Origin of the sequence: Achromobacter sp. (assembly GCF_032113835.1) — a bacterium.
Lineage (GTDB): Bacteria > Pseudomonadota > Gammaproteobacteria > Burkholderiales > Burkholderiaceae_B > Achromobacter.
In genome coordinates this window covers 38960-51165 of record NZ_DAMCTG010000018.1, presented here as the reverse complement: position 1 = coordinate 51165, position 12206 = coordinate 38960, and the positions used below count along the sequence as shown (strand labels likewise).

Below are 12206 nucleotides of genomic sequence, written 5' to 3'. Positions count from 1 at the left end.
GCCAGCGGGCGGCGGGCGGACAATTCGTGGATGCCGAGACGGACAAATTCGCCCCCGGCCCTTGACGCGCGCTCCCCGTCGAAAGCCACGCGAAACGCACGATCCCACCCCGTTTATTGCGAGGGTTTCCCCTATTGCCGGGCCAGGATGCCAGCAGTAGATTTGAGTTGCCGGGCTGTCTGACACCCATCGCGTGCGAAGCCGGGCAGGAGCGCCTCAGACTCACCTTGAGCTGGGGCGCTCTTCCATTCGGCCTCCCTCACCACTGCACCCGAAAGCCGATCATGCCGCCAACCGAATGGTTGTCGCTCATGTTGCTGGTGGCGCCGGCCAGGCTGAGGTTGCCATACACCCCATAGCGCCCCTTGTTCCATTGATAGGTGCCGCCAACGCCAAGCTCGGCCCACAGCCGTTCGTCGCGGCTCCGGAACGCGACGCCTCCAACATTGACGTTCGACCCATTCATGAACTCGTTGTAAAGGTTGGCGATGGCATACATATGCGTTTGCCCTGCTGCGCCCTGCCCCGCAGCCGGCTCGGGTTCATAGTCAAGCGATACGCCCAGGCGGCCAACGAGACTGTCGCCGTCGTCCAGCCGCACCTTCGCGCCGAACGGATCCGTGAAACTGTCGAAGTCCACGCGGGACCTGACCAGTTGCGCCTGCGGCGTCAGCGAAAAGCCGTTCCCGATGGCATGGCGATATCCGGTTTCCACCGAAACGGCGCCGCCGCTTCCGTTGTTGCCCTTGACCTCACGGCGGCCGATCGTGCGCGACGAGATATCGCTGTCGAACCACATCGCCTGCAACTGTCCATCCACGTAGAAGCCGCTCGCGCTATACCACGTGATGCTGGCGCCGAGCCCCGTGCCTGTCGTGTCGATCTTGCCGCGCCCGTAAGGAGATCGGATATCGGCCGACGCATTGCCATAAGAAAAATTGAGGCCTGCCACCAGCATCGACCCATCTGCCCGGCGATTTGCGACGACATCGACGCCGGTTTGCAGTTTCCAAATATCCACATCCCGGCTCGACTTGGTGGCCGACTGCGGCGGAGTCATTGAATTGATGGAGCCTTGAATGCGGCCCCACCCGCCGAAGTTTTCAACCGCAGCGGATTGCCCGTCCGCGCGCCAGAACCGGTTGCCGACGCGTTGCTGCAATGTGGGTACGGTATTCAGGGAAGCCAGCACCAAGGGATATTGTTCATACAGCGGTACGCCGGGCTGATACCGGGGTCCTTCTTCGGGGCTGCCGGGAATCTCCTCCACCGGCGCGCCGGGCCCCGGTTCGGGTTCGGGCGCAGGTCCAGGCTCGGGTTCCGGGGTCGTCTCGGATTCCGTGAACGCGGACACGAGATACCAGTTCTTGTCAGGCGACGACGCCGAGCCGCCGTGCTGAAGCGTGTACGCATACGCGCCCGCGATCACGGCTTGCTGACCGCCTTCGGTCTGATAATCGCCCCTCAGCGTGAACGCGTTGGCGGGCGACGCGCCGCCGACCTCAATGACGCGAATGCCATTTACCGTCTGCGCGCCGGCGCCATTCAGATTGGTGACGTTGACGGCGGTATTTCCCGCAACGTCTCCCAAGACGATCAATTTGTCCGTGGGTGAAGCGTCACCGCCGAGCGCCGTCTGAAGCTGCAGCAGCGAGCCGCCGCTGCCCGCGTAGTTGCCAGAAATCGTCAGCACGCCCAAGGAAGCCCCGGGCGAAACCGTGCCGGCATTGACGACACTGCCGACCCGTCCATTCCCTTCCAACGTGCCGCCGGCAAGCACCTGCATCGCGGCTCCGGATAGATCACGATTGACCTGAAGAATGCCCGTGCCGCCCACCTGCGCAACACCGGTAAAGTCTTGGTGGTCCGCATTCAGAATGGTGCGGCCCGCCATCGCCTCGATCCGGCCGCCTCCGAGCAAACCGGTATTGGAGCCCACCGCATTGTTGGCGCCGTTGTTAATGGACGCGTCAAACACGTAATCGAGCGATGTGTGATTGAAAAGGATCCGGCTGTCGCCCGGACCCAATGAAATGCGGGCAGTTTCCAACGTGCCAGGCGCGGCTAAAGCCGTTCCTGCATCGCTGCCGATGACGATCGCGCCGGTTCCGGTAGCAGCTGTCGCCAGGAGCACGCCTGGCGCGGACACTTTGCCCCCCTCGGCAATCATCAACGTCCCTGTCCCCAACGCGCCCACCTGAATGGGCGAAGCGGACAGAAACTGCGAATTGCTCCCGCGAACCGTCACCTCCCCAGATCCCTCAAAGAACCCGACAAAACTGGAAGCCGTCGACACGAATCCGCCATCCGAGATGCTCAAAGTGCCGCTGCCGGATACCCCGACAAATAGCTGTTGCGCGTTGATCCACTGCGAACCTGCCCCGCTGACGGTGGCCACGCCGATCCCGTCATCAAACTCCCCGATGATGGCGCGCTGACTCTGCACGATGCCACCACCGGCAACCGTCAACGTCCCCGCTGCGCTCCAGCCGACATTCAACACGCTTGCGCTGTTGGCAGACACATTCCATCGTGCGCCAGCTCCGGTAATCGTAACCACGCCCGCTCCGCCCGCAATGCCCCCCACGTAGGCATCCGGACTGGAAACCACGCCACCATTCGTGATGTTCAGCGTGCCGGCTCCCACGTTTCCCACCGCGAGCTCGCCGTTCACGGTCCAGGGAGACGCCTGTGTTCCAGGGACAGTGACCGTCTGCCCGCCCTCGATGGTTATCTGAGCGACGGAAAAACAAGGAAATGCCAGGAGGGAGAGGAGCGACAAGCGAGAAAGCACGCCAGCGTGCAGAGGGTTGTTTTTCATGAAACTTCCTCCGATTGGGATTCGGCATCAGCACATGCGAAACATCGGCGATCGGACAGCTCCCGTCTCATCGCCCAGGGCGATTGGGAGTGCCTCGATCATCTGCGAGGAAGGAGCAGCTAGATGAACCTAACGGCGACGTAGTTGGGCTAGCCAACGCAGATAGGCCCCTTCCATCGCGGTCGCCATACCCGACACTGTAAACTTTCTTTCGCCATGGATGTACGCTCGGCCCGCCTCTCCCATACGGCGCCTGAGCTCCTGATCTCCGATAAGCCTACCGAGAGAATCCGCCAATGCACTGACGTCTCCGAAGGGCACCAAAAGCCCAGTTTCCCCGTGTTTGATCACTTCGGGCACGCCGCCTACGTTGGTGCCCACGACAGGGAGGCCACAAGCCGAGGCCTCGATAAATGACGTTCCCAACGCCTCGAATTCCGTCGCAAGCGCGAAAATATCGGAGCCCGAAAGGACGTTGTTTATGTCGTTTCGGCGACCCAAAAAATGCACGCGCGATTCGCAACCCAGAGCGACCGACATTTGCTTCAAGTTCGCCAGCTGCGACCCTTCGCCCGCCAGGACCAAGTGAACATCGGCTCCTCCCGCAAACAGTCGCGCAATGGCGGGCAGGAGCAAGTCATGCCCCTTTTGAGGTCTGAGGTGCCCCACGCAGCACACCACAACAGCTTCGTCTGGAATCCTCAGTTCTTCGCGTAATGTCGAGCTGGGCGCCCGCTCCATTGGAGGCACGGCGGTAAAGACCAACTCCAGATCATTCTGACTCACGCCCCGGTCCAGAAGCTGCTGGGCAACATAGCCGCTTATCGCAATCACCTTGTGAGGCAAGCCGGTGTAACTCCAAAGGGAGCCCGGCGGCTTCGCCAGGTGCCGCGTGCGAACAATAAGGGGAGTCCGGACTATACGCGCCGCCAATGCAGCAATCACGGTATCTCGTCGGCTATGCGTGTTCAGCACATCGAATCGCCCATCGCGCAAAATTCGGCGAATGCGCCATATGCCGGTGCTGTAGTTGACCATGCCGTCCATGGGTACCTCATGCACCTGAAACCCATCCTGCGACAGTCGCGCCGCAAGACCGCTACCCGGCTGACAGATCGCTTCCAGATGATGGCCCCGGTCGCGCATGCCACGCATCTCCTTGAGGATCCGGTGTTCTTGCCCCCCAAAGCCAGTAGCAGCTTCCGAATGAACGATACGCAAACGAGTTGACGTCAACGCATTCATTCGTCATCTCTGCGGGTCACGATGGCGCCAAACGACCACCCGCCTGCACGCAAGCGACGCAATACGCCCCCCGACACAAGCAATTCCAGGGAACAGAGTGGGCCGCAGTTCTTGATATGTTCAGGAATATCATCGACCCACGCTGCATCCACAAAAACTGAATTTTGAGGATCAGGCGCCCGATAGCTATACCTGAAAGCTTCCATGAGATCTGAACTCATGCGGCAGTTGATGGTGAGAGAATGATCTGACATCGTACCAATATATTTGGATCTCCTGACAAGAAGGTCAAAACTGGTGACACGCCCTCGACGCCCATCAACCCACCCCCCTTTTTCGAAACCCGGCTTAGCAGACCCGCAGCGCATCACTTGCCGAATTCGGCTTGGCGAAAGAGGCATCGGCGTCAGATCCGGCGCTGTGTTAGCTCATCCACGGGGCAGAGGCTCGGCTGCCGGCATTTGCCAAAAACAAAACAGCCGCCATTGCTGGCGGCTGCGGTACCTGATTGCTCAGGATTTCTTTGGTAGGCCCCCCGAGAGTCGAACTCGGCACCAACGGATTATGAGTCCGCTGCTCTAACCAGGCATGAGCTAGAGGCCCAGGAAATTTACTGCCCTTCCAGGAAGCTCTTCAGCTTGTCGGCCCGGCTGGGGTGACGCAGCTTGCGCAGCGCTTTAGCCTCTATTTGGCGGATGCGCTCGCGCGTGACGTCGAACTGCTTGCCCACTTCTTCCAGGGTCTGGTCGGTGCTCATTTCGATGCCGAAACGCATGCGCAGGACCTTGGCTTCACGCGGGGTCAGAGAGTCTAGCACTTCCTTGACCACGTCGCGCATCGAACCATGCAACGCCGCGTCCGAAGGCGCCAGCGTGGACGTGTCTTCGATGAAATCACCCAGGTGCGAATCGTCGTCGTCACCGATGGGCGTTTCCATGGAGATCGGTTCCTTGGCGATCTTCAGGATCTTGCGGATCTTGTCCTCGGGCATGTCCATCTTTTGCGCCAGGGTCGCGGGATCCGGCTCAGCGCCGGTTTCCTGCAGGATCTGGCGGCTGATGCGGTTCATCTTGTTGATCGTTTCGATCATGTGAACCGGAATACGGATGGTGCGAGCCTGGTCGGCGATGGAGCGCGTGATGGCCTGGCGGATCCACCACGTTGCGTAGGTCGAGAACTTGTAGCCGCGACGGTATTCGAACTTGTCCACGGCCTTCATCAGGCCGATGTTGCCCTCCTGGATCAGATCCAGGAACTGCAGGCCACGGTTCGTGTACTTCTTGGCGATCGAGATCACCAGACGCAGGTTGGCCTCGGTCATTTCGCGCTTGGCCTTGCGAGCCTTGGCTTCGCCGGTGGCCATGCGCTTGTTGACGTCCTTCAGGTCCTTCAGCGGCAGCACGACGCGCGTTTGCAGGTCGATCAGCTTTTGCTGAAGTTCCTGCACGGCGGGAATCTGGCGCTCCAGCGTTTCGGCGTACGGATGACCGGCGGCCACTTCGTCGACAACCCACTGCAGGTTCGTTTCGTTGCCGGGGAACACCTTGATGAAGTGCAGGCGCGGCATGCCGGCCCGGTCCACACACGTATGCAGGACAGCGCGCTCGAGCTGGCGGACTTCTTCAACCTGGTTGCGCAGCGTGTCGGCCAGCTTTTCCACCATCTTGGCGGTGAAGCGGATGCCCATCAGTTCGTTCTGGATGGATTCCTGGGCGCGCACGTAGATGTCCGACTTGTAGCCGTCCTTCTCGTACGACAGGCGCATCTTGTCGAACTGCTTGTTCACCTCGTCGAACTTGGCCAGGGCCTTGACGCGCAGGTCTTCCAGCTGCTTGCTGGACATGCCGCCGGCGGGGCCGTCGTCGCTTTCGTCTTCGTCCGCGGTGACACCGGCGCCAGCGTATTCTTCGCCGTCTTCCGGATCGACCAGGCCGTCGACGACTTCGTCGATCTGCGCCTGACCTTCACGCACGCGGGTGATGTGGGCCAGGATTTCGTTGATGGTGGTCGGGCAGGCCGAAATGGCCATGACCATGTGCTTCAGGCCGTCTTCGATGCGCTTGGCGATTTCGATTTCGCCTTCGCGGGTCAGCAGCTCGACCGAGCCCATTTCGCGCATGTACATGCGGACCGGATCGGTGGTGCGGCCGAAATCGGAGTCCACGGTGGTGAGCGCGGCTTCGGCTTCGTCTTCGACGTCGTCGTCGTTGGACGCTACCGGCGCGTTTTCGCTCATCAGCAGGGTTTCGGCATCGGGCGCCTGGTCATAGACCGCGATACCCATGTCGCTGAAAGTGCTGATGATGCCGTCGATGGCTTCCGCGTCGACCAGATCGTCGGGCAGATGGTCGTTGATTTCGCCGTACGTCAGGTAGCCGCGATCCTTGCCCAGCTTGATGAGCTGCTTCAGGCGATTGCGGCGCGCTTCGTATTCTTCCGGCGTGACGGGACCGCGGGCGATCAGATCCTTGGGATCGGCCTTGCCGCGCTTGCCGCCGCGCTTCGGCGGCTTCAGGTCGGGCAGGACTTCGCCTTCGCCGTCCATCGGATCGTCGAAACCGTCGGCGTCGTTGTTGGCATTCTTGGCGGGGCGGCCCGGACGGCGGCCGCTCGGTGCGGGGCGCGCGCTGCCGACCAGGTCGGCAAGCTTGTCTTCGGCCTTCTTGGCGCGGGCCTTCGTCACCTTTTCAGGCTTGTCCGCGGCAACGGCCGTCTTGGCTGCCTTTTTGGCGGCCGTCTTGACAGCGGGCTTGGCGACCTTCACCGCCGTCTTGGCGGGCGCTTTTTCCGCGGCCATGCTGACGGCGCGCTTGGGCGCCACAGCCTGGGTTTCGGCCGCATCAATTGCAGAGGTGGATTTGCCGGTGGATTTGGTCATAGTCGCTTCCGTGGTCGTCGCAACCCGTTTGGGCATGTTGCACCGCATAACGCCGCGCCGGGTACGGACCCGGTGCGGCTTGGAATACGGGTAAATCTGGCGGATCGGCAGAGTTCACGCGGCTGCGTTGTTCGCAGCACCGGCTCTTGCGAGCCCTTCTGGCGCCGTAATGGGTGTTTTACCGTTCCGGCGCAAGACGTGCATGACCTCATTCATCGGCGGGTTCCGGACGTTGGGGGGGCTGCTTGCCTATAAATAGGCTTTGCTCGCTTATCGGGCCATTGCCCCAAGCAGCTAGGTATACACAGCACCCGAACCACTAACGCCACGCGGAATAACCGCCGCTGAACTGCTTTTGATCCACCGCTCAACTATATTAATTAACCATGTAACAATTTTGACGCACGCGTCCCCGGTTTTTCTAAAGCATTCAACTACCGGGTGCCCGAGCGGCTTGCGGAACTCGATCCGAGCTGCAAGCCGATCTCGTCAAATTGGCACAATAATTATTAGATTCCAGCATCTGAAATAGATTCCGATGCCAAACTACATTTCACTTTCCTGCTACTGCTGTATCGGTATGGCAAACAATCAACCCATACCGAACTCGAATCTTTGTCGATCATGCAACAGTCGGGGTACAACTGGCAATGGCGGCAAGCCACTAGGGCGGTCTGCGTCCATCTGCCTGTCGCAAAGTGACCCCGCGTTAGCGGAAAACCTTTGATTTTAGCGTATTTAGCGCAACCCAGCACCTTTCAAGACCGTCATGCGGCTAGACAGCTCAAGATAGCGCTTGCGCGCCTCTTCCGAAGCAAGCCCCGAAGCAGCCAGCTTGGCCATTTCCACTTTCGCCGAATCGAATTCGATCCGCCGCAACGCGTCATCCCATTCGGTCTGCGGATCGGGCAGGTCTTCCTGCGCGAGCATGTCCGCCCGCAGCCCTTTCAAGACAGTGGCAAGGTCCGAATCCGGCTCAGCGGCCTCCAGCAAGGCGCCGACATGGCGCGCGCCGCTGGATTGCGCCAGCATGATCAGGTCCCTTACCAATCCTAGATGGGGGCCATGGTCGATGACTTCAAGCTGCTGGTCGCCCATGGAGTCAACCAGTTCGGGATGGGCGAGCAGCAGGCTCAACAGTCGCTTGGCCAGGGACGGCATGGTGCGGCGCCCCTCGAAACCGCCGACGTCGTTGTCGCGCCGGCCTTTCCAGTTGCCCTTGCCGCCTTTCCAATCGCCCTTGCCCTTCCAGTCGCCCTTACCTTTCCAGTCGCTCTTGCCTTTCCATTCCTGCTTGCCGCCTTGCTGCCAGCCGCCCGCGCCGCCGCTCGGCTCGTCGCCATGCGAGGTGTACTGGCCGTAATCGGTGACGTCGGACTCGTCTGCCGGAATGTCGCTGAAATCATGGTTGCCGAAGTCGTAGCCCATGTCCGGTGGACCGCCGTCGTGACCTGGCTCGCTGCCCGAAGACATTCCAGTATCAACCGCGCCCGGCGCTGGCCGCGGGCCGGGTGCGAACGGTTTGGCGGGTTGCTGCGCCAAGACCTGCGCCATTTCCTCGGGCGTCAGTTGAACCAGCTTGGCCATTTCCCGCTCGATCTGCACGCGCAGCGCACATTCGGGAATTGCCGCCAGCAGCGGCTTGGCCTCGTGAAGGCAACTGGCGCGGCCTTCGGCTTCGTTCATGTTGTGATGCGATGCCAATTCGTCCAGAAGGAACCGGGATAGCGCCACGGCGTCGCCCAGACAGGCGCGGAACGCTTCGGCGCCCAACTCGCGAACATACGAATCGGGATCATGCTCGGCCGGCAGGAACAGGAAGCGGATCGCGATATCGTCCCTGAGCACCGGCAGACAAGCCTGCAGCGCGCGCCAGGCGGCACGCCGTCCGGCCTTGTCGCCGTCGAAGCTGAAGATGACCTTGTCGCTGGACCGCAGCAGCTTCTTGACGTGATCCGGGGTAGTGGCCGTACCCAGCGTCGCGACGGCGTTGGCGATGCCCTGCTGCGCAAGCCCGACCACATCCATGTAGCCTTCGACGACGATGACCTGGCCTTCCTGGCGGATGGCTTGGCGCGCCTCCCAAAGGCCGTAGAGCTCCTGCCCTTTTGAAAACAGAGGCGTCTCGGGTGAGTTCAGGTACTTCGGCTCACCCTTACCGATGATCCGGCCGCCGAATCCGATGAGGCTGCCCCGCGCGTTGCGGATCGGAAACATCACCCGCTCGCGGAAACGATCGTAGCGACGTCCGTCTTCGGACTCGATGACGAGCCCGGACTCCACCAACGTGGGGTCTTCGTAGTTGGGAAATACCTGGGACAGGCCGTGGCGGTCGGTGCCGGACCAGCCCAAACCGAAATGCGCGGCAATTTCGCCAGTCAGGCCCCGCTGCTTCAAATAGCGGACGGCGGCGGGCGAAGCTCGCAACTGTTTCAGGTAATGGGCTTGGGCCGCATCGAGCACCTGCGTGTGCCGGGACTCCTCGGCCTTGCGGCGCGCGGATTCCTGCTGCTGGCGGGGACTGCGGTTTTCTTCGGGGACCGTCATTCCCGCCGACGCCGCGAGCGTGCGCACGGCGTCGGGGAAACTGGCGCCCGTGTGTTCCATCAGGAAGGTGATGGCGCTGCCATGTGCTCCACAGCCGAAGCAGTGATAGAACTGCTTGGTGGGGCTGACAGTGAACGAGGGGCTTTTTTCGTTATGAAAGGGGCACAGGCCAAGCAAGTTGGCCCCACCCTTTCGCAACTGCACATATCGCCCGACAACGTCGACGACGTCGACTCGGGCGAGCAAATCCTGGATGAATGATTCTGGAATCAATAGATTCGGGAATCAGAAATCAATACAGGCGCGGGGGCAGTTGTTGGCTACGGATGCGCTTGTAGTGGCGCTTCACGGCGGCGGCATGCTTGCGCTTGCGCTCGGCGGTGGGCTTCTCATAGAACTCGCGCGAGCGCAGTTCGGTGAGCAAACCGGTCTTTTCGATGGTGCGCTTGAAGCGGCGCAGAGCGGCTTCAAACGGTTCGTTTTCCTTCAGTCGAACGATAGGCATAAAGTAATTGGCCTGCTTGTAGGGTAACAAAGTTGATGACAAACCTGGCTTGCTTTTCCAGCAACGCCTCGAAAGCGCAACCCGGGCATGCTTTCGCCCGGGTTTGAGCTGGCTGTTTCCGTTACCCAAAGACTACCCAGAGAGTAACAAGCCAAGTTCGGTTTAGCGATAACCAGCGATTCTAGCATGGGTAAGGACGGTTTGACTACTGCCAGAGCCCGACTGCGCCCAGCACCCCGCCCTGCCCCACCCGCCATCAGCTCTGCGAACCCTTGCGGATCCAGGCTTCCAACTGATGGGGACGCAAGCTGTCGTAATCTTCGAACGGCTGGTGAATCCAGGGATTCGTGGGCAGCTTCTCGACATAGTAGTCGGGTGTTGCCTGGGAATGCCCCTTCCACCACAGCACGGCACTGCGCAATTCGGTGATGTCGGCGAACTGGCTCTTCAGGTGATCGAACACCTTGTTGAACGTCTTGCCGGTATCGACCATGTCGTCCACCAGCAACACCCGGCCGGACAGCGTGCCGCGGGTGATGGTGATGAACTGGGCGATGTCCATGTCGCCTTGCTTGGTGCCAGCCGCCTCGCGATAGCTGCTAGTGGCAAGGATGCCCAGCGGCACGTCAAAAATACGCGACATGACGTCGCCCACACGCATACCGCCGCGTGCCAGGCACAGAATCTTGTCAAATTTCCAGCCCGACTGGTGCACCTGCAAAGTAAGGCGCTCGATCAAGCGGTTGTAATCGTCCCACGTTACCCACAGATGGCTATCGTCACTGGTCGGCGTGCTCATAGGCAAGCATCTCCTGCACAAAAATACGAAAAGGCCGCCGCCGGTATGACCGGCGGCGGCCTTGGGAATAATAACCCGATGTCAGCCCTTCAGGGGATGACGCAAAACAATGGTCTCGTTGCGGTCCGGACCGGTCGACACCAGGTCGATCGGCACACCGCAGACTTCCGCCACGCGCTCGAGATAGCGGCGCGCCGCGGCAGGCAGCTTGTCGTATTCGGTGATGCCGACGGTGGACTCGCTCCAGCCGGGCAGTTCTTCCAGGACGGGTTGCGCCTGTGCCACGGCGTGCGCGCCATAGGGCAGCACGTCCCGGAATTCACCGTTGACGCGGTAGCCGACGCCCAACTGGATGGTTTCCAGACCGTCCAGCACGTCCAGCTTGGTGATGCACAGGCCGGAGATGCCGTTCAGACGGACCGAGCGCTTCAGTGCAGCGCCGTCGAACCAGCCGCAGCGGCGCGGACGGCCGGTGACCGAACCGAATTCCTTGCCGATGGTGGCCAGACGCGTGCCGATTTCGTCGACCAGTTCCGTGGGGAACGGGCCGGAGCCGACGCGCGTGGTGTACGCCTTGGTGATGCCCAGGACGTAATCCAGTTGCTGGGGACCGACGCCGGCGCCGGCCGAAGCCGCGCCCGCCACGCAGTTGCTGCTGGTGACGAAGGGGTACGTGCCGTGATCGACGTCCAGCAGCGCGCCTTGCGCACCTTCGAACAGGATGCGCTTGCCTTCCTGCTGCATGGCGTACAGGTTGCTGGAGACGTCCTTGACCATCGGGGCGATGGCCGGCGCGAGCGCCATGGCCTGATCGCGGACTTCGTTGGCCGAGACGGCCTCGGCGCCCAGGTACTTGGTCAGCACGAAGTTGTGGTAATCCAGCACTTCGGCGAGCTTTTCGTCGAACAGCGAAGGATTGAAGAGATCTTGCACGCGCAGGGCACGGCGGGCGACCTTGTCTTCGTAGGCCGGGCCGATGCCGCGGCCGGTGGTGCCGATCTTGCCCTCGCCCTTGCGCGCTTCACGCGCCTTGTCGATGGCAACGTGGTACGGCAGGATCAGCGGGCAGATCTCGGAGATCTGCAGGCGCGAACGCACGTCCAGGCCGGCGGCCTCCAGCTCTTCGATTTCCTTGAGCAGGGCTTCCGGGGACAGCACGACGCCATTGCCGATGAAGCAGGTGACACCGGGGTGCATGATGCCCGACGGGATCAGGCGAAGAATCGTCTTCTTGCCATTGATCCACAGCGTATGGCCGGCATTGTGACCGCCCTGGAAGCGGACCACGCCCTGGACGGATTCCGCCAGCCAGTCGACGATCTTGCCCTTGCCCTCGTCACCCCATTGGGTGCCGATTACGACTACGTTCTTGCTCATGATACGAATCAATTTCGAGTTTCTCGGGAAATCC

At 61.2% G+C, this 12206-nt stretch carries 7 protein-coding genes and 1 tRNA gene; all 8 read right to left on the bottom strand.

What is annotated here, in order from left to right; all coding sequences use genetic code 11:
* Positions 1-259 precede the first annotated feature (259 nt).
* Positions 260-2821 (bottom strand): autotransporter outer membrane beta-barrel domain-containing protein, encoded by a 2562-nt coding sequence (locus RT697_RS09490; protein WP_313698387.1) that lies wholly within the window; start codon positions 2819-2821, stop codon positions 260-262.
* 129 nt (positions 2822-2950) lie between these two features.
* The gene (locus RT697_RS09485; RefSeq protein WP_313698385.1) at positions 2951-4066 is read right to left on the bottom strand and encodes a glycosyltransferase; all 1116 of its coding nucleotides are present in this window, start codon (positions 4064-4066) and stop codon (positions 2951-2953) included.
* Positions 4067-4590: 524 nt separating this feature from the next.
* A tRNA-Ile gene (locus RT697_RS09480) sits at positions 4591-4669 on the bottom strand.
* A 7-nt stretch (positions 4670-4676) separates the two neighbouring features.
* Entirely contained in the window at positions 4677-6944 is a 2268-nt protein-coding gene (rpoD, locus tag RT697_RS09475) for an RNA polymerase sigma factor RpoD (protein WP_313698383.1), read from the bottom strand.
* A gap of 738 nt (positions 6945-7682) precedes the next feature.
* Entirely contained in the window at positions 7683-9764 is a 2082-nt protein-coding gene (gene dnaG / locus RT697_RS09470; protein WP_313698381.1) for a DNA primase, read from the bottom strand.
* Between the two features lie 19 nt (positions 9765-9783).
* On the bottom strand, positions 9784-9996 hold the full coding sequence (gene rpsU, locus RT697_RS09465; RefSeq protein ID WP_006218592.1) for a 30S ribosomal protein S21: 213 nt from the start codon (positions 9994-9996) through the stop codon (positions 9784-9786).
* A gap of 256 nt (positions 9997-10252) precedes the next feature.
* Positions 10253-10795, bottom strand: a complete 543-nt coding sequence (locus RT697_RS09460) for a phosphoribosyltransferase (RefSeq protein ID WP_056571405.1) — start codon at positions 10793-10795, stop codon at positions 10253-10255.
* Positions 10796-10876: 81 nt separating this feature from the next.
* Entirely contained in the window at positions 10877-12172 is a 1296-nt protein-coding gene (locus tag RT697_RS09455; RefSeq protein ID WP_050446295.1) for an adenylosuccinate synthase, read from the bottom strand.
* Between the last annotated feature and the right edge of the window lie 34 nt (positions 12173-12206).

Excerpts from the sequence above, each read along its gene's own strand:
- RT697_RS09490 (WP_313698387.1), bottom strand. The coding sequence starts at position 2,821 with ATGAAAAACAACCCTCTGCACGCTGGCGTGCTTTCTCGCTTGTCGCTC.
- RT697_RS09460 (WP_056571405.1), bottom strand. The coding sequence starts at position 10,795 with ATGAGCACGCCGACCAGTGACGATAGCCATCTGTGGGTAACGTGGGAC.
- RT697_RS09485 (WP_313698385.1), bottom strand. The coding sequence starts at position 4,066 with ATGAATGCGTTGACGTCAACTCGTTTGCGTATCGTTCATTCGGAAGCT.
- rpsU (WP_006218592.1), bottom strand. The coding sequence starts at position 9,996 with ATGCCTATCGTTCGACTGAAGGAAAACGAACCGTTTGAAGCCGCTCTG.
- RT697_RS09455 (WP_050446295.1), bottom strand. The coding sequence starts at position 12,172 with ATGAGCAAGAACGTAGTCGTAATCGGCACCCAATGGGGTGACGAGGGC.
- rpoD (WP_313698383.1), bottom strand. The coding sequence starts at position 6,944 with ATGACCAAATCCACCGGCAAATCCACCTCTGCAATTGATGCGGCCGAA.